Source organism: Parachryseolinea silvisoli (assembly GCF_021190955.1).
Taxonomy (GTDB): Bacteria; Bacteroidota; Bacteroidia; order Cytophagales; family Cyclobacteriaceae; genus Ohtaekwangia; species Ohtaekwangia silvisoli.
This window is the reverse complement of sequence record NZ_JAIOAO010000001.1, coordinates 1,027,799-1,053,841: the sequence shown is the minus strand read 5'-3', so window position 1 is coordinate 1,053,841 and position 26,043 is coordinate 1,027,799. Positions and strand designations below refer to the sequence as shown.

General features: G+C 49.3%; 19 protein-coding genes and 1 tRNA gene. 8 read left to right on the top strand and 12 right to left on the bottom strand.

Annotated elements, in window-relative coordinates; translation table 11 throughout:
- Positions 1–12 precede the first annotated feature (12 nt).
- Complete coding sequence (locus K7P01_RS04425; RefSeq protein ID WP_267292362.1) at positions 13–1,233, top strand: alkaline phosphatase family protein; 1,221 nt, start codon at positions 13–15, stop codon at positions 1,231–1,233.
- Between the two features lie 70 nt (positions 1,234–1,303).
- Here the strand turns inward: K7P01_RS04425 and K7P01_RS04420 are convergent, their stop codons facing one another.
- Both K7P01_RS04420 and K7P01_RS04415 read right to left on the bottom strand, forming a co-directional pair.
- On the bottom strand, positions 1,304–3,520 hold the full coding sequence (locus K7P01_RS04420) for a T9SS type A sorting domain-containing protein (RefSeq protein ID WP_267290242.1): 2,217 nt from the start codon (positions 3,518–3,520) through the stop codon (positions 1,304–1,306).
- Between the two features lie 17 nt (positions 3,521–3,537).
- The gene (locus K7P01_RS04415) at positions 3,538–4,518 is read right to left on the bottom strand and encodes a tail fiber protein (protein WP_267290240.1); all 981 of its coding nucleotides are present in this window, start codon (positions 4,516–4,518) and stop codon (positions 3,538–3,540) included.
- Between the two features lie 653 nt (positions 4,519–5,171).
- On the opposite strand from K7P01_RS04415, the gene K7P01_RS04410 reads away from it, so the two are divergent.
- Together K7P01_RS04410 and K7P01_RS04405 are read left to right on the top strand one after the other, a co-directional pair.
- On the top strand, positions 5,172–5,606 hold the full coding sequence (locus K7P01_RS04410) for a MauE/DoxX family redox-associated membrane protein (RefSeq protein ID WP_267290238.1): 435 nt from the start codon (positions 5,172–5,174) through the stop codon (positions 5,604–5,606).
- Position 5,607: 1 nt separating this feature from the next.
- Positions 5,608–6,714 (top strand): hypothetical protein, encoded by a 1,107-nt coding sequence (locus tag K7P01_RS04405; RefSeq protein ID WP_267290236.1) that lies wholly within the window; start codon positions 5,608–5,610, stop codon positions 6,712–6,714.
- Between the two features lie 627 nt (positions 6,715–7,341).
- Here the strand turns inward: K7P01_RS04405 and K7P01_RS04400 are convergent.
- A tRNA-Arg gene (locus tag K7P01_RS04400) sits at positions 7,342–7,415 on the bottom strand.
- Between the two features lie 130 nt (positions 7,416–7,545).
- On the opposite strand from K7P01_RS04400, the gene K7P01_RS04395 reads away from it, so the two are divergent.
- On the top strand, positions 7,546–8,271 hold the full coding sequence (locus K7P01_RS04395) for a PorT family protein (protein WP_267290234.1): 726 nt from the start codon (positions 7,546–7,548) through the stop codon (positions 8,269–8,271).
- A 77-nt stretch (positions 8,272–8,348) separates the two neighbouring features.
- Here K7P01_RS04395 and K7P01_RS04390 read toward each other — a convergent pair whose 3' ends face one another.
- The 5 genes from K7P01_RS04390 to K7P01_RS04370 all read right to left on the bottom strand — a co-directional run bounded on the left by K7P01_RS04390 (position 8,349) and on the right by K7P01_RS04370 (position 13,370).
- Complete coding sequence (locus K7P01_RS04390) at positions 8,349–9,143, bottom strand: hypothetical protein (RefSeq protein ID WP_267290232.1); 795 nt, start codon at positions 9,141–9,143, stop codon at positions 8,349–8,351.
- Positions 9,144–9,149: 6 nt separating this feature from the next.
- Entirely contained in the window at positions 9,150–10,391 is a 1,242-nt protein-coding gene (locus K7P01_RS04385; RefSeq protein WP_267290230.1) for a vanadium-dependent haloperoxidase, read from the bottom strand.
- A gap of 197 nt (positions 10,392–10,588) precedes the next feature.
- Positions 10,589–11,041 (bottom strand): hypothetical protein, encoded by a 453-nt coding sequence (locus K7P01_RS04380; RefSeq protein WP_267290228.1) that lies wholly within the window; start codon positions 11,039–11,041, stop codon positions 10,589–10,591.
- A gap of 220 nt (positions 11,042–11,261) precedes the next feature.
- Positions 11,262–12,530: a serine hydrolase domain-containing protein gene (locus K7P01_RS04375; protein WP_267290226.1), complete on the bottom strand. Its 1,269-nt coding sequence runs from the start codon at positions 12,528–12,530 to the stop codon at positions 11,262–11,264.
- Positions 12,531–12,542: 12 nt separating this feature from the next.
- Positions 12,543–13,370, bottom strand: a complete 828-nt coding sequence (locus K7P01_RS04370; protein WP_267290224.1) for a helix-turn-helix domain-containing protein — start codon at positions 13,368–13,370, stop codon at positions 12,543–12,545.
- A 563-nt stretch (positions 13,371–13,933) separates the two neighbouring features.
- Between K7P01_RS04370 and K7P01_RS04365 the strand changes: the two genes are divergently transcribed.
- The gene (locus K7P01_RS04365) at positions 13,934–14,974 is read left to right on the top strand and encodes an NAD(P)-dependent alcohol dehydrogenase (protein ID WP_267290221.1); all 1,041 of its coding nucleotides are present in this window, start codon (positions 13,934–13,936) and stop codon (positions 14,972–14,974) included.
- Positions 14,975–15,197: 223 nt separating this feature from the next.
- Positions 15,198–16,127 (top strand): TerC family protein, encoded by a 930-nt coding sequence (locus tag K7P01_RS04360; RefSeq protein ID WP_267290219.1) that lies wholly within the window; start codon positions 15,198–15,200, stop codon positions 16,125–16,127.
- Positions 16,128–16,131: 4 nt separating this feature from the next.
- On the opposite strand, the gene K7P01_RS04355 is transcribed toward K7P01_RS04360, so the two are convergent.
- A complete protein-coding gene (locus tag K7P01_RS04355) occupies positions 16,132–16,770 on the bottom strand; it encodes a DUF4136 domain-containing protein (RefSeq protein WP_267290217.1) in 639 nt (212 codons plus the stop codon).
- Between the two features lie 873 nt (positions 16,771–17,643).
- A complete protein-coding gene (locus K7P01_RS04350; RefSeq protein ID WP_267290215.1) occupies positions 17,644–20,094 on the bottom strand; it encodes a TonB dependent receptor in 2,451 nt (816 codons plus the stop codon).
- Between the two features lie 137 nt (positions 20,095–20,231).
- Between K7P01_RS04350 and K7P01_RS04345 the strand changes: the two genes are divergently transcribed.
- Positions 20,232–21,365 (top strand): helix-turn-helix domain-containing protein, encoded by a 1,134-nt coding sequence (locus K7P01_RS04345; RefSeq protein ID WP_267290213.1) that lies wholly within the window; start codon positions 20,232–20,234, stop codon positions 21,363–21,365.
- A 3-nt stretch (positions 21,366–21,368) separates the two neighbouring features.
- Here the strand turns inward: K7P01_RS04345 and K7P01_RS04340 are convergent, their stop codons facing one another.
- On the bottom strand, positions 21,369–22,028 hold the full coding sequence (locus tag K7P01_RS04340; protein WP_267290211.1) for an RluA family pseudouridine synthase: 660 nt from the start codon (positions 22,026–22,028) through the stop codon (positions 21,369–21,371).
- Positions 22,029–22,058: 30 nt separating this feature from the next.
- Positions 22,059–23,099, bottom strand: a complete 1,041-nt coding sequence (locus tag K7P01_RS04335) for a carboxylesterase family protein (protein ID WP_267290209.1) — start codon at positions 23,097–23,099, stop codon at positions 22,059–22,061.
- A 200-nt stretch (positions 23,100–23,299) separates the two neighbouring features.
- Here K7P01_RS04335 and K7P01_RS04330 point away from each other — a divergent pair, with 200 nt between their 5' ends.
- Positions 23,300–25,852 carry a TonB-dependent receptor gene (locus K7P01_RS04330; RefSeq protein ID WP_267290207.1) on the top strand — a complete coding sequence of 851 codons (2,553 nt, stop codon included), beginning with the start codon at positions 23,300–23,302 and terminating at the stop codon, positions 25,850–25,852.
- The last annotated feature ends 191 nt before the right edge of the window (positions 25,853–26,043 follow it).

Genomic DNA, 26,043 nt, shown 5'->3' with positions numbered 1-26,043 from the left:
TATTAGGTGAGAATGTTGAAAAGCGTGGTGCTCTTCGTTGCCGGTTATCTTATCAGTATAGCCGCCTACGCGCAACCCAAAGAAAGACCGTATGTAGTATTGGTTTCCTTCGATGGCTTCCGACATGATTATGTGTCACGATTCAAGCCGCCCTTTTTCCAGGAGTTTATCCGCAAAGGTGCCGCTGCCGAAGGACTTATACCATCTTTCCCCAGCAAAACCTTTCCTAACCACTATACACTCGTTACCGGGCTTTACCCCGGCCACCACGGACTGGTCGACAATGCCTTTTACGATCCGGCCCTGCATCAGTACTACGCCATACGAGACCGCGCGGCCGTGCGCAACCCTGCCTACTATGGTGGCACACCCTTGTGGCAACTGGCCCAGCAACAAGGCCTGAAGACCGCCTCGTTCTTCTGGGTGGGGTCAGAAGCCGCCATCCAGGGCAAATACCCAGACTACTATTTTGACTACGATGAATCGGTGCCCAATAAAAAGCGCGTTGACCAAACCATCGCGTGGCTCAAACTACCGCCAGCGGAGCGTCCACACTTTATCTCGCTATACTTCTCGCTCGTGGATACCGAAGGCCACCATAGCGGCCCCAATTCACAGGCCCTGCGTGAAACCGTATTACAGGCAGACAGCCTCCTGGGACATCTCATGCGCGGGCTGAAAACAGTAGCCCTGCCGGTAAACGTGATTCTGGTATCCGACCACGGCATGATGGAGCTTAACAACACGCCCAAAACGTTTGTGTCCATTCCCAATCTCTTCGACACACGCGACAGTTCGATCGTATTTGTCAACGGGGGCACCCAAACACACATCTACACGCATAAAGCCGACTCGCTCTACGACGTCCTGAAGAAAAAAGAAGACCACTTTAAAGTATACAAACCAAAAGAGATGCCCACCCGGTGGCATTACAATCATGAACGCGCCGGCGACCTGCTACTGGTCATAGAGCCCGGCTACTACTTCCAGGATCAACCCCGGCGCGCCGGGCCACAGCCAGCGATATTTGGGGCGCATGGGTTTGACCCGGGTGTTGAAAAAAGCATGCGCGGCATATTCTATGCCGCGGGCCCGAACATAAAACAAGGAGCATCCCTACCGCCATTCGAAAACATCCACGTATATCCCTTCATTGCGACCTTATTGGGGCTGACAGTGCCACCCATTGACGGCAACCCTGACGTCCTGAAGAAAATCTACAAAAAAAGGTAGGGGGCTACCCAAACTTCTTACAAAATTCTGATAGCCCCCTATCCGGGCCAGCACTAATAATCCTACGCTGTTATTTGTCTTTTTTAACCAAACGCTTTACGCAATTGATGTCAGTGCTTTTAATTTCAACGCTCAGGATGGAGGGCTGAAGATCGCTGATGTCGAAGCTTAGCATGTTCACGCCCGAATTTAAATGGCCATCGAACAATGTTCTGCGTTTGCCGCCGTATGCATCTGAAAGGATGATTTGAACCTGTTGATCGGTTTTTAGATTTAATGAAACGAAAAAGGCATCGCTCGTCGGATTGGGGTAGACGGCAAGTTTATCGGCCAGGTTATTTTCTTTCATGTACTCCGAAGCCAATGTAGCTGAATCGAGGGCATAGTGGCTGTACGCTGCTGTTACAGCGTCGAGTCCTTCCCGGGCCTTTGCGGCAAAACTGGACATGGCCTGCTGCTGCATTTGCTCTTTTGTTTCTTCCACTGTCGTTGTGGCAGCCTCTCTCAAACTGGCGTTGTTGCCGATACTCGTATTACATGCGGTATAATTGCCTATGTAGATCCTAGCCTTTGCGCCTGACTCTATTTTGAAGCCGGGCTTCAAGATGATGCTGTTGTTTGCCGTGATCTCAACCGGATTGGTGGTAGTCGAAGCATTGTTCTTAACGATTCCCGACAGTTCGAGCGTTTCGTAACTCCAGTACTTTCCGGCGGTGGTAAGATCATTGCTGCTGACTACGTTCAACATATTCTTGTAGGGACTATCGCCGACGCCTCGCGTAAGCCGGTAGATATTGTAAAGCAGTAAATAGTCAAGTCCATTGAACCGTCCGACGGAGGGCGCATCATTTTCGGCATCAATATATCCATCATTACTCAGTGGTCGTTCCCACCGGCTATATCCCCTCCATCCATTGACACCAGAAGCAAGTGGAGCATCTGACGGGTTATTAAAAGGCCCTTCACAAGGGGCACCTTGAACGAAATTAGCAAAAAGGTTACTGGTCAGGTCGCATCCATCGTCGTTGAGGTACTCGTGCAACAAGGCAAAAAACTCTTGATTGTACCTCAGACCATAATAGCTCAGCATCTCGGCGGTTACGTTCAAAGTGACGGTTGGAGGCGGTGGATCCCAGGTGTGAAGATCAATGGGAGGTATAGGGTAGTGAATTGGCATGCCAGGCAATGACATTTGGTAAATATATCGGTAGCCAATCAGTATTTCACCTATGCCAAAAGGACCGGGAATAGTAATGTCGCTCCTGATAGGCGTAAGTCCGAACTCCCATGAACTTGCTATAGCCGCTGCCGTCTGCTCAAACCCTGTTTGATAATCTTTGTGCTCTCCAAAATATTGTACATCCATCACATTTGCGCCGCCTCCTGGGTCTGCAAAAATATCCCATTCGGCTTTCGCAAGGGCATGAAGCCTGGTTAAATGGTTCTGTTCAGTTATCCACCCACCGGCCCTGGCTACGCCGTACGACGTAAGTTCCGCATTCAGGTTTCCATTTTTAAAATGCGAGCCGTCAATTAGCCTGGCATTCCAAAAATTTTGATCAAACAGGTTCACCATGGCGTAGCTGTAGTCTATGGCCTTTTGCCGGAAACTATAGCCCTGGTAAGTGTCATTGCCGAGACATTTTTTAACTAGTGCAAACCCCATAAAAAGATCAATGACCTGGTCTTGAGCGGGATAAATATTAGTTTGTGGATCACTTAGTTGTTTCCCTCCGTAACTGTACTTATCATAATCTGAAGCCATCGAGAAAGAACCATCGGCGCTGTATCGTGCTATCAGTCTTGGATGTTGCTGTAAAAGATCTCTATTCACATCGTCACGTACGAAAATTCCGTTCAGGTACTGTTCGGAACAATCTGCCGATTGCAAGTAGGGATGGTATAATCGTTCTTCCTTCCGGTCGAGCCTTTCGTAAGCCTTCATCGCATAATACAATTCCTGCTTGGTTGTTTCAGTAGGCTGGTTGTTGTCCGCCAGGAGCCTATACTCGGTTGCCAATGTGCCAATATACCATCCCAAGTAGCTTGTGGCATCACTCCACTCGATATCGAGACCAGTAGACGTGAATGTATTTCCCGCAGGCAAACTATAGCCTGTAGCGGTACCGCAATCGATAGGACTTTCCTCTCCCCGTATCAAAAAGTCATTTACGAGACGGTAACGGTAATACCAATACCTATTCTGATCGTTCCAATTAGTAGCTTGTGAAAAGGCGCCGATACCCCAAAGAAGGATCACGCCGGTGAGTAGTAATCTCATTTTCATAACGTGCGCGATTGGCGTTACTTGCTTTCCGAATTGTTCACTTTGCTCGTCAGCGTATCGATCGCTTTCTGTTGTTCAATGGCGTGCAGCGTCAGCTCCTCCACTTTCTTCAACAGTAGCAGGTTCATCTCCATCAGCTTCAGCCCGTTGGCTTCCATTTCCGCGGCAGAGAGAATTTCCGGAAGATGCTTGTTCTGCTGTATATAGCGCTCGAGCTCCTGCAGCGAAAGCAGGGCGTAGTCTTGTTCGAAAACGTAATCAGGGCCTATGGATCCGCCGAGATCCACGCGAACCTCTCGAGCATGAACATCACCTTTCACGGTAAGTTTCGCATCTGCTGTTGTGGTGCCGATGGCAACATCGCCTCCGGGCGTGATGCGCAACCGTTCGATATTGTTGTAGGTATTAAAAGTAAGGTATCCGCCGGTTACAGCATTACCACGGTGGAAGTTGATGGAGCTGTTAACGGAGCCATAGAATCCGTGTTCAAGCGAAAAACTCTTTCCATTATATTCAGTTTCCTGCGTTGCAAATCCTCTCACGCCCAGGTATGTGCCATCTCCGCTGCCATCACCTTCACTCAATCTTCCCAGAACAGTGCCCAATACGCCACCATTAAGCAAGCCAGCTACATCCAACTTGGCTCTGGGGACCGCTGTTCCCAGGCCGATCGTTCCGGTATAGGTTAATACAAAATTATTGGTGGTCCCAAGTTCTCCACCGCGATTTAACAGAAAGCTGCCGTTGTTTGAACGGTCAATGCCCATGGAATAAAAAAAGTTATCCGGATCAAGAAACGTAAGCCACGAGTCGCCATTATCCTTTTCGATAACAAGCGCTCGGCCATTGGGATTTATCAGCTTTGTCTGGCCAGTGACAAAAACCTGGTCTGTAGTGGTATTACTTCCGACAACACCACCCGGTGTAGTCAGAACTTGTGCACGGGATGCACTGGTAACGGCAATCGCTACCAGCATGAAAAACAGTTTGGTGTTCATTATGTATGAGGTTAAGTTTCGCATAACTCGTGGAGGTAACTTATCAGGACTCTAATAACAAACAACCGACACTCCACCCCTGACTGTCCGATACCTGAAATAAATATAGACTATTTCCGAACACGCAAAACTTTTTCCAGTTTATCAAATAGAAACTATTTTGTTACCAGAGGGAGTCCGTCACGTAATTATATTCTATGCTTTCATTGTCCTCGATTGTGTGTAAAAGAGGATGCCTCTTGGATCTTTCTGAAAACCAAATAGTTGATTCTAGAAGGCGCTCATGTTACGGCAAGCCATGAAGGCTGTTTCATTGGCATTTCCCTTTTTTGACTTCTTTACTGTGGATATAAGCTCTTTCCCTGATTTTTCAGGTACTTTGATTACTAACGAGATACCGCGATCCAAGAACTTGCCTCGCTCACTAAAAAAAATGAAAATAGGTTTCAATGAGTATAGATATTATATATATATATATATTGTTAATACAATACTTGATGTTTTAAATAAATAGGGAAATTATCTCCACCATGTTAAGAGCGACGTCATAGAAATGTGCGGGTGGAATTTCTTTTCGAATCGGAATATAGCAGGTCACCAAATTCCTGGTGCTTTCTATAAATAATGAATTTTAAGAAGGTATGAAAAGGAACATGATCATTGAAATCATCTGCGTGTTATTCATAATCCTATTTGTGTACGCTGCTCTAACGAAGCTCCTGGATTATGAAAAATTTCGGGTTCAGATAGGGCAATCTCCGTTATTGACAGCCTTTGCAGGTTGGATTGCCTGGATGGTGCCGGTAGCAGAGATTTTAATCGCCATTATGCTTGTTTTTATCCGATTACGGCTGGTTGGTTTGTATGCAGCCTTTAGCTTGATGGTGATGTTCACAACATACATCACTTGTATTCTAACCCTTAGCCTCTACATTCCTTGTTCATGCGGGGGTGTGTTGGAAAAGCTTGGATGGAAGGAGCATTTAGTCTTTAATATAGCGTTCATCATACTGGCTGCCGCTGCTGTTCTGATTTCATACAGAAAGGAAAAACCAATTGCGCAGATTGTTACGGCTAAAGTTAATTGAAATGAAAAGACCTATTACCCTCCTGTTGAGTTGTGCCATACTAAGTGCGCTGCTGGTGTTGGCACTATATAGTTTTTCTAATCAGCACATTCGGAAAAATAACAGTTTTTTGAGGATTGTTCTGAAAGATGCATTTAGCAGTATCAGTGGGGCGGAGCTGAAGTATAATTCCTATTACATAGCCGGGGCCACCAGGGACCATGTTTATCTGGCAAATGTTACGGCCTATCTGCATCTTCTTGTTTTGAAAACGAAAGAGAAAGACAGTACCGGAATAGCGCTAACCGATAGTACAGAAATAACATTGAAGATAAAAAACGTAGAGAGATTAAAATTTAAAAGACCCCGGACTAGCGTCATGGATCCATATTTTTATATCATGGACGGGGTGATGCCAGGTCTTTATCGTGGTAAGTTGAACGAATGGAAAGCAGACAGCTTCATGTTCGACAAAGCTGCTTATTTCATCGATGGCATTCCGTTTAGTTCTAAATCATTTGCAATCAAGTCAATAAGCAGTCTAACAGATGAACAGGTTTTGGGAAGGATTAAGGCAGATAGCCCCTATGTCAAATTTGCGCCTGGAATATTGCAAAAACAAATAGATGGCAAATTCTGCACAGATGGGATGTTGCACTATGATCGATCGACAGGAAAACTTGTTTACTTGTACTACTACAGGAATCAATATATGGTGATGGATACCAGCATGAACGTATTGTATCGTGGAAATACGATCGATACCATCAGCCATGCAAAAGTGTCAGGGGCAGCGATCTCGTCTGAAAGAGCGTACACTATGGATACCCCTCCGGTAACTGTAAATGAAACGAGCTGTGTGTCTAACGGCTTGTTATTTGTAAAGTCGCCGCTGCTCTCAAAAAATGAGTATGAAGACGCTTTCAAATTGCAGTCTGCTGTTGATGTATACGACCTGAAAGACGGGACGTATAAGTTCAGCTTTTACATACCCAAGTTCAATGGTAAGAGCTTTAGAGAATTTAGAGTAGTTGAAAATACGCTCATCGTATTGTATGACCAATACCTTGAAATTAACGAATTAAACGCGAAGTACTTTTCGAAATCCGAGTCAGTCGTTTTTAAATAATTTTTCCACTAATCCCACAATTGTATGAAACTACGAATAACCCTATGCTGCGCGGCCTTTGTGTTTGCCGTGCTCGGAACGTTCGCTTCCACGTTGCTGAAGAGCGAAAGCGTCATTGATCCAAACTTCTACTATGATGGAACCATCTGTAGAGAAATTCCATTGCTGGAATGTGATGATCTTTGTACGAAGATCTGTAGGTACAACCCCCCGGGTCCAGGGGGATATGTCGTGGGGCAATTAGCACCCCTCCCCGATGCATCAACATGCATGGCACCTCGGTGCCATTCTGCTGGAGCATTGAACTAATCTTGACCAAAGGGGGGCAATGGAGCGTTGGATCCTTTAAACAATTGCTCCCCTTCATACACCCTGAAATAAAAGGGACAAATATTGATGGCCTTGCCAGCCTGGTATTTCCTGATAGCTTAACGCAAACCTGGCAGAAATCTTCTCAAGTGGTGCCGTGAGAGCCGCCATGTGCACTTCTCCCACTACCAACGCACAACTATTAGGACATTTCAAACCTCTGTTTTCAACTTTTCTGCCATCCAACCCATCCTTTGGGCATGCAGATACTTTCTTCCATAAAAAAAGACCGAAGTATCGATACCTCGGTCTTTTCAGTGGGCGCGCAGGGATTCAAACCCCGAACCTTCTCATCCGTAGTGAGATGCTCTATTCAGTTGAGCTACGCACCCTTGGTTTTATGTGCCCCAGTGTGATTTGGGAGTGCAAATGTAAAGAAATAATTCACTTTACAAAATATCTGGTTTGGCCCGGACCACAATTAAGGGTATTTTTGAACGTATTTATTGAATAAAAAAGTACATGATCAGAAGAATTGCGGTAGTTATTGCGTTCGTCGCACTTGTGGCTCAGGCTTTTGGGCAGGAAACCTCCACCACCACCACGAAAAGAAAAGGCCATCCGGATATCCCTGGAAATTTCACCCTGGAGCTAGGGGTTAACCGCGCCTCTGGTGCTCCCGACAACTTCTCCCTGGGACTGTGGGGCTCCCGAACCGTCAATATCTATTATCAATACGACATCCGCATCCTCAAATCCGGATTCAGCTTCATCCCTGGCATCGGCCTCAGTATGGAGCGTTTTAAATTCAAAAACGAGTATACCCTGGCCTACAACGCCGACTCCGTTTTTATGGTGTCCCCAGCCACTGCCGGGTACTCAAACCTGAAAAAATCGATGCTCATCACCAACTACGTGGAAGTACCGCTCGAGCTTTGCTTCCGTACAAATCCGGAAGACCCTGCCCGCAGTTTCCGTATCTCTATTGGTGGACGGGTAGGCTACATGTTTGACTCCTTCGCCAAGATCAAATACAAGGAAGATGGTGAAGTGAAAAAGCTTAAAGACAAACAAGACTTTGGGCTCAACAAATTCCGTTATGGCGTATTTGGTAAGATTGGGGTAGGAAACTTCAGCGTCTTCGGTTACGCAAACATGACCGACCTGTTTAAAGACGGCCTGTCACAGAATCGCCAGCCTGTTGATTTCAGTACTTTCACTGTCGGAATCTCCCTGTCGAGTTTCTAGTACAAAATATTTTCAAAGCCCTGGTTTAGGTACTGAACAGACCTGAACCAGGGCTTTTTTATTTAAACCCGGCATCACTATCCCAGGGCAGCCCTGGGTACCAGCCTTCCGACATGAGATCTATAGTGAAGAACCAGAAACAATCCCAGAAGGGCAGCATAACTTCCGCCGCGTTCCACCCACTCAAACAATTCCCACGCTGGATAGAATAGCTCACTCGCCATCTTCCAGACAAAGAATACCAGCACCACATGTTTCACGGGCCGGATCAAGAATGAAAGCCCGCCAGCTACCTCTAGAACTCCAACAATGTGTGCCATTAAAACCGGCGCATGAAATCCCAAAGAAGTATATTGATTAATCAACCCTTTCTTCTCGATCAGGTTCAGCCAGCCATGTCCTACCAGCAACGTGCAGGCGATAATTTTGAGCCACAGCTCAGTGGAACGTAGTTGTTTTTCTGATAAGGTCGTACCAGGCTCCATTTTCTTAAACCAGGAACGAATACCCGGGCCAATAGGCCCCGACAACATCAGTAGGATCAGTGGTGCACCCCAGTTGCCTGCACGTTCCAGAAACTCGGCGAAGGGCTCGCCCGAAAGCGGCCGCAGCGAAGCCGTAAACAGTCCCCAGAACACCAGCCAGGCCGCCGCGGCGCGGATAGGGTAGACGATAAGGATCAAGCCCAGGAGGATGTCGATACTCCCCACGACGGGCATCAGCTGGTAAGCAAGTGCCTCTCCAATGCCAAAAACACCAAAGTAATTACACCAAATCTGCTTGGTGATGATGCCGAAGGCGCCATGGCCGATAAAGCACATGGCGCATGCTATACGAAAGAGATAATGAAGGCGGTTTGACAATAACCCCATAGCGGCTTAGGCTTTTGCTTCTTTTTTGCTCCGGGTGCGCAGTCGTTCGTTGATAAATGCACCCACCGCCAGACCCATAATCTTTCCATTTTCATTCGCAGGACGGTAATGAATGCCGCCATACAGTCTGCTCAGGGCTGCTTCGTTAGAGGCTGCAAAGAATGAGGGGAAGCTTCTGACGGCAAGGCCAAACTCGATCTCTGTCGAATCGGTAAAAGCAAAGTTATCACCGAAAACTTCCGTGAGTGCGCTGGCCGCGGCACTGGAGATTACGCTATGACCACTGATATATTCCGGAAACGGGGGCGTTTGTAGTAAAGGCGCCCAGTTCTCGTCAATATACTGGTTGATATAAGACTCTGGCCGGATCAAGAGGCTTCGGTATTTTTCATCCCAACAGGCAATGAAGCCGTCTGCCAGGGATAGGGCTACTCGCAGATATGCTTCGGCCGATCGGGAAGCATTGGCATGCGCTTTCTCACAAGCAACGTGGACGATGTTCATCCAGTGGCCGCCCGGCGAGATTTTCTTTGTAGCAAACATCACGTGCCCTCGCACGTTCATCACGAAAGGATTACAGTCCCAGAAGCGCGCAATTTCCTCTTCCTCCTTGCTGAGGGTTTTACCCGTTTCATAAACTTCGTAGGCCAGCTTGTAAAAGTCGCTGTTCTTATCAATAGAGAATGCTGGCGGCGGCTGGCCACGGAATTGAGAAGCCGAGTCAATCACAAAGGTCCGGATCTTATTCCAATGCGGCTCAACGGCATCCATATAGGCCGGCGGAGTAGGCTTCCATGTCGACGGGCTATCCTGAATCGAATACTTTGGAAAGGACCGGGTTTGTTTATAGTTGTCTTTAGACGACCAGGCAATGATATGTTCAGCAACAGCTTTGCCGTAAGCCACTGACCGATCAAAAACTTCTTCCGGCATGCCAGACCTGCGATACTCTTCCATCACCTGGCTGTAAAACTCATCCAGTTTATCTTCCGAAAAGATGTACGCGCGGCCTGTTTGCAGAATAGCCTGGGTGGAGGCCAGCGGAAAACTATACTCTACGCCGGGCTCTGGCGTGGGAACCGGCGCAAGACCATGAAGTTGCCCGGCGAGCGATACCAGGGTAGAGTCTTCATGGCGGGCCGCTTCGTATGCGGCCACCGTAGTATATGCGTAAATGCGACTTGCAACGGGAGGAGAGAAAATGTCGTGAACGATAATATCCGTTATTTTTTTTACAGAACGATGCAAAGCATCTGGATTATTGGACTGCGTTCGATACTCGACGGATGTTGCGCATGAGCATACAAGAATGCACACACTAATAGATAGAATGAACCTTTTCATTATTGGGCTGGAATGATTAGATAAGACTGAATGATAATTCCGTGAACAGAAGCCCATCGGCTTCCACGCAACGAAAGATGACAAAGAAATGCCAAGACGTACTAAGCGCTCGTTTCGGGGGGATGAAAGATGATCTCCGCCCAGCGGCAGAAATAATGATGGGAGGGCTCCGGCAGAGTATGCCCGAGCGACCATCCGGCACTTACAGACAGTATAGTATGCCGGGTAAAACAGTAATATTTCGATAAAGAGTCAATCAATTTTAAACCGGTTCCGTGGCTACCTTCTCCGGCGAAGGCATGGGAAAGGTCTTTGATCTGATTGGCGACCTGGGTAGCCTTATAGTCATGGATACAAACAACATATAAAGTATCGTTGTAGTGTTTTTGTTTCAAGATCCGGTACACCGAGCCTTCGTAGGTAAATTCGCCTTTTGAGGATTCATATTCCTCAGAACCTGTAGTGTAAGGAACAGCCAGGGGAATTTTTAAGATCATATCTCCGCCTGGTTCTGGAACGCCGGAAGCAATTTTTCGAGAGAGACGGTCGGCCATTTGTTCCTTTACCAGTACTAGAAAGGAGTAATATCCAATGGTATTGAACACCATCAGAATCAAAAAAAGTGCACAGGCAGATCTCCTAATTAACATCCTATCTTGCAGGCCATCACGGCAAGCTACGATATTAATAAAATAGACGCAGAAATGCCAGCGTACCGTCTATAATGGTTGCAGAGTTTTTAATCTCTAAGCCGTCACCCCTTCGTTCTGGGTGCTATTTCCTTCGGCGCATAATGCCCGCCACGATCGTACCGACAATGATAATACCCCACCCAGCGCCTATAATCTGAATAGTTTTCGGAAGCAGCATGGGAAAAAGAAAAGTATCCACCTGTCCTGTTTTCCAAAACACCCATTCGCTGGCTAGTTTTGTGGCTAACAGAGGACTGCCGGTTTCCAGAATAATTATTCCGTCGCCGGTTTCGGGGTTCAAGCGAACCGCCGTATTTACCGGCGGGGTGCTTTTACCGTCATGACCGATAATGAAGTCGTAGTTGTCTGTCAGTGCATAAAGTACCGTCCCCAATCCCCAGATGTCCACACCCATCTGTTGCGCATGTGGCTTCCGCATCATTTGAACATTCTCAGGGGTAATAATATTCCGGCCGATCGGTTCGCTATTCTTACCGTGCAGATGGGCCTGAAAGAATAATTCTAAGTCAGCCAGCGATGTATACAAAGAAGTTGCCGCCAGTGCCGTATAACGATAGTGTTTAGCACGCGTGCCGTCGCGATTATAAAATTCAGCCAGGACGCCGGCAGAGGTTTCATCCCAGCGATAGGTTGAAAGCGTCATACCCAAAGGCTCAAATACGGAGCCTTTCATATACGTCGCAAAAGGCTGACCGCTCACTTCCTCTACCAATAATTGCAGCAATGTATACCCACCGCCGGAATATCTAAATGTACTGCCAGGAGCTAGGCCCACGTGCACGGAACCGTTAACGCCCTCATCCGCATCCGCTGCATGCGTAAGCGATTGCTCCAGCGACTGTACTGGTGTGCCGGGCTCAAAGCCTGAATAACCCAGCCCGTCGGTAAGCCCTGCTGTGTGACTCAAAAGCCGCCGCACCGTCACCTGCTCATTGTCGAATGTGCCTGGTGGAAGCTGCCAACGGCGCAGATATTGGCCGACAGGAGCGTCCAGGTCAAGTTTACCATCCTCCACCAGTTTCACAATACCAAAGGCTGAGACCCATTTGCTCAAAGAAGCCACTTGAAAGACGGTGTTTCGATCAACCGGCTTACCCGCCGAATGAAATGTCTCGTATTCCACGGTACCGTCGTGTAAAACCGCCAGCGCAAAGTTGCCGACAAATTGATTGTTCAATTCCTCCTCCGTTGCTTCCCGAAAGGACTGTGCCGTCGGTTGCTCTGCCAGGGGTGCATGAAAACAGCCATTTAGCGTGGCAAAAAAGACAAGGCTGGCCCAGGCGGCCATGGCAACCAGGACGCCGAAAATGTATAACAATATTTTTTTCATAGACTTCTGCCGTTAATCACTGGCAAGCTGCGGGGACTCGGAACGGGACAGGTATTCGTATCCCCGGTATAGCACCAGGATTTCGAGCACCGTAGCCGGTATCAAAATGATATAGGTAACAAAGAATAACACGACCGTCACGAGTGTACAGCCAATGATAATCTCCAAAATCCCGGCAACACGGCAGATCTCACCCATGCCATCCTGGAGGCGGATCAGCGATATGCCAAACACGATACTCAACGCACCAAAAAGCACAGCAATGACAGTATACGATAGCCACAGTGTGTCCGCAAGCTCGACCGACAAGGACGCTACATCAAAAATGCCTTTAAGGCCAGTTGCGATAATGAGAACATAACTTACAACTTTCAGCAACGGATGTTCGAAAACAGTGCCCAGCGCGATAAACCCTCGCGCGAACAACGTATACGAAATAACCATAACGACGGTCAGGCCGGTGTAGATTGTATTCTCCCGGAGCTCCCAACCGGTGTGATTGATAATCCATGCAATATCCATCGCCCCGAGAATGCTCTGGGCCACCAGATAGACTGCGCCCGCCAGGGCAGCGATCAGCAAAATGTTTCGGTTTACAATTGGTAAAGTACTTTTGGGTGTTTCCATAGCCTGGGCAGGTTTTGCCAGAAAAGAATCATAGCTCACTCCAAGTGCTCCCAACAAAATTTTCACGGTCGACATCCGGGGCAGGACCTCGCCAGCCTCGATGCGCTGAATGGTGCGCACGCTTACATGGCTTTTCTCCACCAATTCTTCCTGCGTCAGGTTCTTTTCCTTGCGCAAAGCAGTCAGTCGTCTTCCTAATTCCGGTTGTTGCATGGCGATTTTGTTGTCGGCACAATGTTACGTGTTTAACGGCGCCGGGCAGATCGCCTGGGGCGATTTTCACCCGTCGTTTGCCCGTCACTCGGCCGCCATTCCATAAAGTGGGCTTCAGGTCATATTTTTTTAGCATCTCTGTCTCTTTTTGTGCTACAAAGTCTGCCGGAAACTGTTATTTTCGCGCCACATTAATCCTGATCGAGTCAATTGCCGAACGTAGCATTGACTCTTTCGGGAGCGAGTTCCACCCGCAGGATCGCCACAGAAGTTTATGCAACTGGTTGATGGCGAGCAAGAAGAGTGAATTTTTAGCGAGGAGGGTGGAAATCGGTCATGAACAAGCAATGTTTAAACTGTTAAAAATCCTGACGGCGAACACTGTCGGGATTTTTTTTGTCCGCCCGGATCATTGACCCGATCAATCTCAGATGACACTTATATTCCCGGGCGGCAAATTGAGATTTAAAATCACAGCGCATTTTGGCTACAACGTCCAGCAAATTGGCTAACGACTGACTTGGCGCCATATACGAGCTTTGTCAGACTAAAATGCAAAGCATATGATTCAAGCCAAAGCCTATGCGGCACAAGCCGCCGATACCCCGCTGGCGCCGTGGAATTTTGAAAGACGAGACGTTGGACCACAAGATGTGCTGATCGAAATCGCCTATTGCGGCGTATGCCATACCGACGTGCACCAGGCCCGCAACGAATGGTTCCCCGGTATTTTTCCAATGGTGCCCGGACACGAGATCGTGGGCAAGATCGTCCAGGTAGGAACCCATGCCAAAAAACACAAGCCGGGCGACCTGGCCGGGGTGGGAGTAATGGTTGATTCCTGCCGCACCTGCGAAGACTGCAGAAACGGTCAGGAACAATTCTGCAGTGTAAGTCCTGTGTTGACCTACAACAACCGGGACAAAAATGGTCAGCCCGTATATGGCGGCTACTCCAACTACATCGTCGTACACGAGGACTTCGTGCTGCGCGTCTCCGGGAAGCTCGACCTGGCAGGCGTGGCACCACTGCTCTGCGCCGGTATTACAACATATTCGCCACTGCGTAGATGGAACGTTGGCAAGGGTCACAAGCTGGCCGTGGTGGGACTGGGAGGCCTGGGACACATGGCCGTAAAATTCGGGGCAGCCTTTGGCGCCGATGTCACAGTGCTAAGCACGTCGCCCAACAAAGCCGAAGCCGCTCGTCGTTTGGGCGCAAACCGCCTTGTGGTGACAAAAGACGAAGATCAAATGAAGGCCGCACAACGCTCGTTTGATTTTATCATCGATACGGTCGCTGCCGATCATGACATCAATCCCTATCTGGCAACCCTTCGTACCAATGGTGTATATGTAAACGTCGGGATGCCCGTGCAACCGTTCCAGGTGCCTTCTTTCACCCTCGCCATGGGTAACAAGGTAGTAGCCGGCTCCGGTGCGGGTGGGCTGCCCGAGACCCAGGAAATGCTGGACTTCTGCGCCGAAAAAAATATCGCAGCCGACGTGGAGCTGGTCAACATGAAAGACATCAATGCCGCCTTCGAGCGGATGCTTCGCGGCGATGTCCTCTATCGGTTTGTGATCGACATGAAAACCCTGTAGCCACCCGCCCATACCCCTGGCGATAACCCACGCCAGGGGTATGCTGTCGAAGGCGTTCTTAAATTTTAATCCCTTTCTAACACCCCTCAAAAACCTGCGAATCTATATCCACTGTGAAGGGGGCAGGGTGTTTTTACACGATCGAAGCGACGTCCGGTGGGTGATGCTTGTCGGTGGTCGGCGTTAAAGTTGTATCTTCGCTCAAACCCCCGATCGTCATCATATGAGCGAGTCAACACTCCTTTGGCTTCTTTTTCATGTATTCGTCCTGGCTATGCTCGCGCTCGACCTGGGTGTCTTCCACCGCAAGTCACATGAGGTAAATGTGCGCGAGGCCCTTCTATGGACAGCCGTATGGATCACGCTCGCCATGCTATTCAACCTCTTTATTTATCTTCACTTTGACCGTGAACTTGCCGTAGAATTCTTTACCGGCTACGTACTGGAAAAGTCATTGAGCGTTGACAACATCTTTGTCATGGTCATGATCTTCAGTGTATTTGATGTTCCGAAAGCATACCAGCATAAAGTGCTTTTCTACGGCATCGTTGGAGCGCTGATCATGCGGGCTGGCTTTATATTCGCGGGTATCGAGCTCATACACCGCTTCCATTGGCTTATGTATGTATTCGGCGGATTTTTGATCTTCACCGGCATTCGTATGCTGACAGCAAAGGAGGCCAAAGTCGATCCCGAAAACAATACGTTTATAAAAGTCGTCAGCAGTATCTTCCCCGTCACCACGTCATTCGTCGGCGACCGCTTTTTCGTGCGCATCGAGGGCCGCCGTTGGGTCACGCCGCTGTTCCTGGTCGTTATACTCATTGAAGCAACCGACCTTATCTTCGCGGTGGACTCGATTCCCGCCATCCTGGCGATCTCAGAAGATCCCTTCATTGTTTATACATCTAATGTCTTTGCGATCCTCGGCTTGCGTTCGTTGTACTTTGCGCTGGCCGGCATTGAGCAATATTTCGCCTACCTGAAGTATGGCCTGTCCGTGATACTCGTATTTGTCGGTGCCAAAATGGCCTTTGTCGACCTCGTCAAGATTCCGATTGAGCTCTCGCTAGGCGTCATCATCGGCGTACTGGCCATCTCCATGCTGGCATCGACCTTTGTCACTCGTCGACACGAACGACATCAGGAATAATGCGCTATTTCAGAGCGCCGTCCTTTTCCATCTTCGCCAGAACGACTGACGAAAACTCCTTCGAAAACTCGGTCAGGCTGCCCGGATTATAAGTCTCCGACTGTCCCGACCACAATAGCTCTTCAGTCTTGGCGTCGTAAAGGTTGGTTTCGAGAAAGTATATTTTATCTTCAGTGTAATAGCCCGGTGAATAAAGCGTCGGGTACCAGGTATTATAATATCCCCAAAAACGGCCGTAATAACCAAAGCGTGTCATAGGAGCATATCCGTAGCTACCGGGTACATACCGGTTCTCTGTCTCCTGGTCAATAAGCGCGACCGTCAGGATCGCATCAACATCCGTGCCTTTGATCTTCTCCAGTAAAGCCTCCTTGTCAGGAGACTTCCCCTGTGTGAAAGTGGGAGGGATCACGTCGAAACTTTTCACAGCTTTATAACCGTCTTTTTCCAGGGCTCGGGCCAGATCATTTTCCACAGTCTGCCGGGCATTAGCGCGCCCGGTAAGGGCTGTGACCATAATACTTTGAATCTTTGCGCCCGATGCCTTGTCGTTTTTCCACGAACCGGTCACCTGTGTCGCGGGGCCGCAGGATTGAAAGATGATCGTCAATATCAATAAGTTGACTACCAGAATCTTTTTCATAGTGTTGGTATTGATCGTACTTCGGCCTATTTGTAAAAAATCAGGCCTATGCAACGTGAATCGTTGGTCAGGTATATAAACAAAAAAAGGCGGGTGATACCCGCCGATTAGCTTCTCCTTATAGCCTTCTCGGTTTTACCGGGTAATTCTCGACCCACCGAGTCCGCAGGTCCAACGGGTTTAAAAAACGGACCTTGCCAGATCGGTTGATACTTACGCCGGAAAAGCGCGGGATAACGCAGGGAGTCTTCGAATAGTGCAGAGCGTCGTGAATCCTTCAATGAGAGCGGTCCCGGCATTGCGAGCGAGGGGGTGAAATGAAGTGGTATACTATCCGCATGCGTCGTGTCAAACGACACAAGCCTTTCGGTCCCACCATCGTGTTTTCTAATTCCCTGTCTTATTAAAGTGGATGGAGACTGCCACGTATCGGTTGCAACAGCGGTTAGGTTCTGTTGGCTTCTTTTTTCATGGCATGCAGCGCCAATAATTGATGCAGCAAGTATCAATCCCAGGTAAATTCCCGGCGACGCTTGGTTTTGGACGCATTTCGCAATGCGATGGAGTCGTGCAATGATCCTCCGCCTGGCGGAAAGACCATTTCGGTTTATGATTTGTTTCATGGCCTTTGTTTTTTTTTGTAAGAATCAATTTTGCGTTAGCAACTATTGTGCAAAAAATAATTCAGGAGAATCCCAGGTATCTCCGACAGAATAACATGTGACATTTTTTCGGCGACGGATGTCAAGCTGACAGATGAAGAACGATATATGCTGATTCGCTATGCATCTTTATATCTGTCGAAAGCTGAAGAATACGTGGAGGAAAAGCGTCGGCACAAATTTTGTTAGCTGCTTTTTTGAGGTAATGATACTACTCTTTCCGGATCCGCTCCCGCTCATCCTTTGAGACTGCGGTCCGCGACCGTTGCCCCGATTTCTCATTGCCAAACACCCGCGTATACGAGATCTTCACGATCCTGGCCCGTGCCGACTCGGCACGATACACATAATTGGCCTGTAGCGAGAAAGCTTCTTCCGTCAGCGTACCAAAAGCGCCGCGTACCTTCATCGATTGGAATAGGTCATTCATCGTCAGCTGAAAACTCCCACCATTTCCCTTCAATTCCTTTTTAATTCCCGTATTCACAACGCCAAAACCCTGGATCTTTTTAGACCCTTCATACTGCAAAGAGTTATACCATCCCGAAACTTCCAATGAAAGATTCCACGGCAACGAGAAAGTCTGGTTGCCATTAAGCGAATAAGCGAAGTAAGTCTTATGAAGTTTCTCGCGGGTATGATCAAGCTTAAACTGTCGCAAGCCGCCGTTCAGACTATAGCTCATCGTCCAGAAGGATGTAATCGTGAAAGGCAGCGTAGCCTGCAACATCAGACTATTTTGATAAACCATGTTCTGCGGTGCGAGATACATCAGGTCCCGTGCGGGACTTTCTTTTTGTTGATTATAAACAATAGGATGGTCATCACGGCTGGCCGTCAGGGAGAAAGAATAATCACTCAGCATCAAGCCTGCTTTTAAATTATGCGTAACCGTGGGCTTCAGCGACGGATTGCCGGTAGATACCGACATTGGGTCACCATACTGCAGGTAAGAAGTAAGGTCATTGTAGGACGGCCGTCCAATGCGTTTCGTATACGAGAATTGTAGTGTTGCATCTTCCGTAAGCTTCCGCGATACAAATACACTTGGGAAGAGCTTACCCAACGTGCGGCGTATAGTGTTTTCATCTTTGTCGGCGTTAGCATGCGCATACGAATATTCATAGCGCAAGCCGGCAACCAGGTTCAGACCAGAAGTGGCCTGCCAGTTTAAAGAGGAATAGACAGCCCCGATTCGCTCTACCATATCCACGTCGTTTCGATACCGGGCGCTGGTGGTCCAGACACCGTCAACTAGTGTCTCGATACGTGCGAGACTTGTCGTGCGTGTCAGTGTTCCCTTTATACCAGTCTCCAGCCGTGCATCTTTACCCAACGCCCGTGTATAATCAGCCTTAACTACGCCCACATGGATCGGTGTTTGAGATGTACCCCGTTGCTGACCAGAGAAGATACTGCCCGGTGGCACCGCCTCGTTGCCGGCGCGACCATAGTACGTAGTGCGTCCGTGCGTGGGGCTATTTTGGTCATAGTAAAGGTAGTCGAGGTCTATATTCACTTGTTCACCGTCGCGTAGCGTTCGCTCCACATAAAGATTCGCGATGGTATTATTCCAATGACTTTTTCCGTCGATGTGGGAGTCCAGTCCTAACAAAGAGTCCGATTCAAGCAATGTATATATACCGGGATTGGCAACGTGGCGCGAGATGCGACTGCTGTTATATGTAACACTTCCGCCCACCTTGCCGCGGGTAAGATTAATATCTACTCCCGCAATAGCCGTATGGTTATTCGCGGTGGCTTGCTCCGTACTGGAAACATACGACGAAAGCTTCCCGCCGAAAGCCGGCATATTTTGGGTACTCACCGCGGCCCAGCCATCCTGGCGGTGGTCGTGTGCAAAGGCATAAGAACCATAGGCGGTGATGCGCGCCGTGCGGTGAGAGAGGCTCGCGCTGATATTTCCCTTTTCGCCCCAGCCATAACCCGCTGCCGCAGATACTGATCCGGTCGTGCCGGTCTCTTCTCGTTTTTTCAAAACAATGTTGATCATTCCGCCGCTGCCATCGGCATCGTATTGCGCCGGGGGAGTGGTGAGCAACTCAATCTTTTCAATATCCCCGCCGTTCATGCCATTCAGCAACGCCATCACTTGTGCTCCGGGCAGTCGCACCGGTTTGCCATTTAACATGACCAACACGTTGCTTTTTCCGTTTAGCGATAGACTTTGATTTCGCCCATCCACGTAGACCCCGGGCGACCGTTCCAGCACCTGCAACGCCGTGCTGCCTTGCGTCAGTACACTGCTTTGTACGTTCACAATCGTCCGGTCAAAGGTTTGCTCAAACAGTGGTCGCTCACCTTGCACGACCACCTCGCCCAGCGTTTGAGCATCCTCAATCAACACCTGGGTGCCCAGTTCATAGGCCGACCCCGTCAGCGTAAAGGACGGCGAGTCGAAAGATTGGTAGCCGATGGCGCTATACCTTACAAAATAGCGCCCTTCGGCCACCCCGGAAATCCCAAACGTGCCCGATTCCGTCGTCATGGCACCTTTTGCCATCGTGCTATCGGTGGCGTGCAGTATTAGAACGGTAGCAAAGGCCACAGGCTCGCCCGCAGGCGTGGTAAGGGTACCGGAAATCTGTGCCAGGGCGCCGTGCGCCACCAGGCATAAAAAGAATACAATAGAGATTTTCATGTCGATGTCTTACGCTAAAAACACCGGCAAAGTAGCCGCGCCTCCGGCCAAAAGCGTCCATTAATACCCTTATGGACGCGTTTTACACGTCGCTGGACTATTTTTGTTCGTATATTCTGGGCGTAAGCACTTGACAGATGTGGGAAGAATTTAAACACCAGCTTTCAGTAATTCTTGTGTACGGCGGCATGGCCCAGGGCCTGTTCGTTGTGTTGTTGCTAAATCATAAAAGTGTACAGAAAAGCCGCGCCAATCTTTTTTTGTCCATCCTTCTGGTCGCCATGACACTCAGCATTGCCCAGATTCTCTACCTGGGTCGGTTCACCGGCTACCTGGCCGACAGCGTGTATGCCCTTGGCGACCCCGCCTTTTTTCTCATTGCCCCCTTACTTCGGTTTTACGCCATCGAGCTCACGGGCCGTCGTGTATGGTTCACGTCCGCCAGCCTTTTGCATTTTGCTCCATTTGTCGCGCTGGTCGTGCTCTCCATCGCCATCGGCGTGCTTCAGCCTGAAGGTTGGAAGACCATCGTCACGGAATACCACAACCTGTTGCACACCGCATTCTGGCTGCTGGTGGTAATACAGTTTTCGGGCTACCTCTATGCCACCCATGCGTACTGGCTTGCGCACCAGAAGCTCATGCGACAGGAGCTGTCCAACACAGAAGATGTAAACATCGCCTGGGTCAGATTCTTCCTTATTGTATTCATGCTCATCAACTTGTTTTTCCTCTTTAGCCTGTTTGCCGTCGTCCAGTTCGATATGTGCCGCGGCTGGCTGCAAAGCGCAACGGCCGGGGTATTCTCACTTTCCATCTTTGCGCTAAGCTTTAAAGGAATTTTGCAACGTGACATCTTTAACACGCTGCCACTCGGTAAACCCCTCGCAGTCATCGGCGTGACACCGCCTGTCAAAACCGATCCCCTGCTCATCACCCGCCTGCGTACACACATGCATGAACAGAAGCCTTACCTCGACGCCGATCTCACCCTCAGTACCCTCTCCAAAAACATCGGGATGAGCCGCAGTCAATTATCGCAGCTCATCAACGACGGCACGGGCGAAAATTTCTATGATTTCGTAAATCAATATCGTGTAGAAGAAGTCAAGCGGCTCATGACCGACCCGGATGTGCAGAACCTCAATCTTCTGGGCCTGGCGTTAGAAGCAGGTTTCAAATCAAAGTCAACGTTTAATCTCATCTTCAAACGTTTTACAGGACAGACGCCTACCGAGTACCGTAAGAATCTTATACCAGAGAAGGTATAGCCATCAAAACGGATGTGGCTGCTCGATCATCAAGGCCTTGCCGGTAACGGGATGTATAAAACCCAATCCGCAAGCATGCAATGCAATAGCATCGGGTTTGTATGCAGTGCCGGAACCGTACAGACTGTCGCCAATGACCGGACAGCCGACATGCGCCAGCTGCGCGCGAATCTGATGATATTTGCCAGTGTGTAACGTGACATCCCACAAAAAGCGATTATCTCCTTGCGGCTTCACGGTATAGTCAAGTCGTATGTGTTCCAGGCCAGGAGCTTCAACGTCCTCGACTACAGCTTTTTTCTTCTCCTTTCGGTGCCAATGCTCGAGAATACCCGCAGGCTGTGAAGGGGCATGCATGGTCAAAGCTTGATAATATTTTTTCACCGTGCGCTGCGCAAATTGATCGCTGAGCGTATGTAAAACTTCCCGCCGTCGGGCGAAAAGTATTAGACCACTAACGGGGCGATCCAGCCGATGAAGATGTTGGGCGTAAACCTCTTCCCCCGCAGGGACAAGACTTTTTAGGTAACGACGTACCTGGTGTAGCAGGTTGGGATGGCCATTCCGGTCAGGCTCCACCATCAGGCCAGCCGGTTTATATAAAACCAGGATATGTTCATCTTCATAAAGAAGATGTTTTCGTACGTCGATCTGAAAGGACATAATGTTAATACAGCCGCTAGTTTACGGAAATCATTTGGACCCCCCAACCGCCACGGGCAATGAGGCAGCTGACGGTTGAAAAAAATAATTTACGGCAACGAGATGATATGTATGCTTCTGGCCACTTGTTGCCTTCGCGTCCAGGTAATGCGCTATGTCGCCGGCCACTTCATCGATCAGCGTACCGTCGCGAAACACACGATAGAACCATACTTCCTGATCCACCGGCACCGAGCCTGCGTGAGCGGCCCAATGCAATTGAATACCTTCAGACACAGAAGTACCGGCCAGCCTTTGCACAGCTTCAGGAGCACCGTGTGCGCGGCCCTTCTCCTGTAGAAAAAGCCACTTCACCAAACTTTTCTCTCGCGCTACGTTTTCCCAGCTGTTGTGTTTAACCCCCGGGTATTCGGTATAGCGTACATGTTTACCTCCGAGCTTGATCATCTCGTGGTATACATCGCGTGAATATTGCACCAGTACAATGTCGTCATCCGTACCATGGAAGATCCAAAGCGGTGTTTGTAAAAGGCGCGGAGCCGCATCCACACTCGCGCCACCACAGACAGCATAGCCCGCTGCAAATTTACCCGGCTCTTTAGACAGTACAGAGAAGGTTCCAAAGCCACCCATCGAAATGCCATAGAGATAAAGCCTGTTGGTGTTGATCGGATAAACACGCACAAGAGAGTCGACAGTTGCCAATACCTTCACCATATCCGGGCTGTGGGCACTATGCCAGGCATCACCCCACCCGAGATTAGGATTTACGCTCTTGGGTGTCAAAATAAAACACGGATGCTCGCGCTGAACAGCCTCCCGATACAATGTTAATTCACGTGAAAGGGTGTCGTTTGCGCCATGCAGATATACGACCAGCGGGTAAGACTTTGAAGCATTATAGCCAGCCGGTTTGAAAAAGCCGTAGTGCAGGCCATCGTGTCGATGCTCGCTATAACCAGCATACGGTCGGCGAAGTCCCTGCGCTTGCGTGACAGCGACCATCAGCACAGAGGCATTAAAAAAGAGAAATAAGGCCAATCGGAAAGCGTAGGGCAACATAGCAGTCATGGGAACGGGGGATTAAGGTATGTGTTCTAAAGTACGCCAATCTTGTCAGAGTGTTTTGTCCGGCCCACCGACAGCAAATAAGACCCTCTGGACGGAGGGCGTTACATAATTTATTTGTCTACTAATTTAATGGATATTATATTGTCTACATAAAAATTCCACCATTATGAAACAAATGAAGTTAACCAACCAAAACAGTCATGAAAAAAACGTTACAGTTGATCATCGCCTTTACGCTGCTGCTGGAACTGACGGCCCGCGCACAGCAAACCGTAACAGGCGTCGTTAAAGATGCAAAGAGCACGCCGGTAGAAGGCGCCACGGTACTCATTAAAGGTACCGGCAATCACACCACCACCGACGTTAGCGGCCAATTTACCATTCCCGCCCCTGAAAAACTTCCATTCTCCCTTCGCATCAGCGCTGTAGGGTATAAAACGCAGGAAGTGCAGGTATACGAGCTTGACGGCGAGCCGTTTGAAATAACCTTGACAGAGGATGGCTTGCTATCAGAAATCGTCGTCACCGCACGCCGCCGCAGTGAAACGGCACAAGAAGTTCCAATCCCCATCTCGGTAATAGGAGGCCCCGTCGTCGAAGATGCGGGAGCCTTCAATGTAAACCGCGTAAAAGAGCTTGTCCCCTCTGTGCAGCTGTATTCTTCCAACCCGCGAAACACAACCCTCAACATTCGCGGCGTAGGCTCTACCTTTGGCCTGACTAACGATGGTATCGATCCGGGCGTAGGTTTCTATGTCGACGGTGTGTACTATGCTCGCCCCGCCGCAACAACATTAGACTTCATTGACATCGAACAGATCGAAATTCTTCGCGGACCACAAGGAACGCTGTTTGGAAAGAACACCACCGCGGGTGCATTTCATATTACCACCCGCGGCCCCAGCTTCACACCCGGCGCCAGTTTCGAAGTAAGCTATGGTAACTACGGCTATATTCAGGCGAAGAGCTCCATCACAGGCGCCTTGGGTAAAAGGTTTGCGGCTCGTGTTTCGTTCTCCGGCACACAACGCGATGGTGTATTAGAAAATGTGGTGACCGACAAACCTGTAAACGATTTGAACAACCTCGGCTTTCGGGCTCAGCTATTGTTCCAACCTTCCGAAAGACTTAAGATCACCCTCGCAGGGGATGCCAGCCGCCAGCGTCCTGACGGCTATGCACAAGTAGTGGCGGGTGTTGCACCGACATTGCGCCCTGCATACCGCCAGTTCGAACAAATCATTGCGGACCTGAACTATCAGCTTCCCAGCCGCGATCCGTTTGATCGTAAAATAGATCACAACACCACGTGGCGCTCCGGCAACGACCTCAGCGGCGTATCGTTGAACATCGACGCCACCATCGGCTCAGGCATACTTACCTCGACAACCGCATGGCGCTATTGGTATTGGGATCCCTCTAACGACCGCGACTTTACAGGCTTGTCCGTGCTACAACGATCACAAGCAACATCGCTTCACCAACAATGGACACAAGAAGTGCGCTATGCGGGTGATCTCTCGTCCAGGCTGAGCGGTGTCATCGGCGTCTTCGCTATCGGTCAGGACTTGAAAACAGAGCCCTTCCATATAGAAGAGTCCGGCAACGCGCAGTGGCGCTTTTCGCAAAGCACTACCAGCGAGCTATGGCAAACACCGGGATTGTTTGACGGTTACGGTATAAGCACTAAGTCGAGGCTAAAGAGCTTTGGTGGGGCTATCTTCGGTCAGCTTGACTGGGCCGTCACCGATAGGCTACACTTCCTGCCCGGCATTCGTTTTAACTACGACGAGAAAGAAGTGGACTTCGACCGTCGCACCTACGGAGGCCTGCAGACCGACGATCCAGATCTCATTGCTCTCAAGCGCCTGGTATATACCGACCAGGCCTTCAAAGCAGACGTAGACGAGTCGAATTTCTCTGGCCAGGTGACTGTTGCCTATCGGTTTCTCGAGAAAATCAACTCCTTTGCCACCTATTCCACAAGCTATAAACCCGTTGGCGTAAACCTGGGTGGTCTTCCGACAGCCAACGGCGAAATATTGCTTGACCTGGCACGCATCAAGCCCGAGTCCGTTAATCACGTAGAAGTGGGGGTAAAGACTTCACCAGCCGCCAATGCCACGCTCAACGTGGTGTTCCATCACACCGAGATCGAAGACTATCAAACACAAGTGCAAACCGCCGAAGTTGGCGTGAACCGTGGCTACCTGGCTAATGCTGAAAAAGTACGTGTACAAGGCATCGAACTGGACGGCAATATTCGCATCAGTAGCAACCTCTCGTTCTACGGCGCGCTGACGTATACGGAAGGCAAGTATGTGTCTTTTACAAATGCACCGGTGCCGTTAGAAGAAACAGGTGGCCCTTCGGCCTTTAAAGATATCTCCGGTCAGAAAATGCCTGGTATTTCTAAATGGGCGGGGTCGTTCGGCGGCGAGATAACGTCCAATCAACGCGACTTCTTCGGTCGCCGTGCCCGGTTCTTCGTCGCATTTGACACATATTTCCGTTCTTCATTTTCATCGAGTTCATCACCTTCCCAATACCTGAATGTCGACGGCTACACCCTTGTCAATGCACGTCTGGGTTTCCGCGCCACCGATGGCCTGTCGGCCTTCATTTGGGCGCGCAACCTGTTTGATAAAGACTACTTCGAGCAGTTGCTTGTAGCTGCCGGCAACGCCGGGCACTACGCCGGTGTACTCGGCGACCCCCGTACGTATGGCATCACGCTGCGGTATACATATTAACGACATCGTATACAAGAGAATCAACACCGGTGCGCAGACCTGCGCACCGGCTCGGTTCCGTCCACCGACGAACAACCTCGTTCGCAACCGAACAAGCGGCATTCGCAAAAGCAGACAAATCCGGCTAAATTAGCCGTTGACCCGCTGGCATATTTGTTGTCATGGTAATATGCATGATAAAAACCTACCTA